1 protein-coding gene and 1 pseudogene are annotated in these 1,224 nt (G+C 77.1%); both read left to right on the plus strand.

What is annotated here, in order from left to right; genetic code table 11:
• Positions 1–196 (plus strand): annotated as a pseudogene (locus L7D48_RS28900) (hypothetical protein); the annotation flags it as partial.
• A gap of 127 nt (positions 197–323) precedes the next feature.
• The coding region (locus L7D48_RS28905; protein WP_237884075.1) for a DNA-binding protein at positions 324–1,224 on the plus strand (901 nt) is incomplete at its 3' end.

Genomic DNA, 1,224 nt, shown 5'->3' on the forward strand with positions numbered 1-1,224 from the left:
CTCCCCCGCCGCGCCGCTCCCGCCGGCCGAACGCCGGGGCGGCGCGGGCGACTTCGCGCAGGAGGTCGCCTGGCTGTCCGAGGTGGCCAGGGCCTTCGCCCGGCTCCCCGCCGCCCGTCCGGCCGCCTCACGGGCCGCGGCCGGACAGGTCACCTCCGAACAGGCCGCAGCGCCGCGGGGAAGCGATCACCCCTGAGCCCTGAAATCCTGAGCCCTGAAACCCTGAGCCCAGATCCCTGACCGCTGCCCCTGAATCCGCCAGGACCGACCCCGCCAGGAAACCGATGGAACCCCGCCCGTCCTCTCCGCCGGACGTCCGTGCCATGACGGCCGAACTCCTCGCGCTCGACCGGACGCTGGGAGCACGCCACGCCGCCCCCGTGGCGCTGCGGTCCGTGCGGGCGGTCGAGACGGCCGAGACGGTGGTGGGGGCCGTGGGCACAGCGGTCGCGGACCCGGCGGACCTCGCGGAGTTCTTCGAGGTCGCCGCCTGGATCCTGTTCGACGCCGAACGGCACGGGCCGTCGTACCGCCTCAACCGGCGGGCGCTCGCCCTGATCCGCCGCCTGCCCGAGGACGAGCGCTCCATCGAGCTGCTGGTGCTCTCCGTGCTGAGCATGCAGCAGGCCCACCTCGCGCGCCCCCGCGCGTCCCTGCTCACCTCCGCGGCCGTCCTGGCCCGGCGGGACCTGCCGCCGCGGGTGGCCGCCCTGTTCCATGTGCGCCAGGCACGCGCGTACGCCCGGCTCGGCGACGGGGCGCGGGCGCTGCGCTCCCTGGACGCCGCCCGGGAGATGTCCGCCGACGGCCCCTCGAAGCGGGACCCCGCCTGGAGCTGGTGGTTCGACCGCGCCGAACTCGACGGCCACCACGGGCTCGTCCTGGCCGACCTGGGAGACGCGGAAGGCGCCGCGGCCCTGCTCCACGCGGCCGTCGCGTCCGACGGCGGCCCCGCCTACCGCGCCCTGTTCGCCGCCGACCTCGCCCGTGTCCTGGCCCGCGCGGGCGCGTGGCGCGAGACGGACGCCCTGCTGTCCGCCCTGGCCGAGAGCGCTCCCCGCATGGGGTCCGTACGCGCTCTGAACTCCCTGCGGCAGGCGGTCGCCGCCGTCGGGGAGGGCCGCCGGGTGCCCCGCGCACTGCGCGGCACCTCCGAAGACCTGGCCGTGCTGCTCGCGCGGGAACTCCCCCGCGAGCGGCCCGGCGAAGGAGAAGCCCACCCCC

This window comes from Streptomyces sp. ICN903, from assembly GCF_022015835.1.
Classification (GTDB): Bacteria; Actinomycetota; Actinomycetes; order Streptomycetales; family Streptomycetaceae; genus Streptomyces; species Streptomyces fenghuangensis.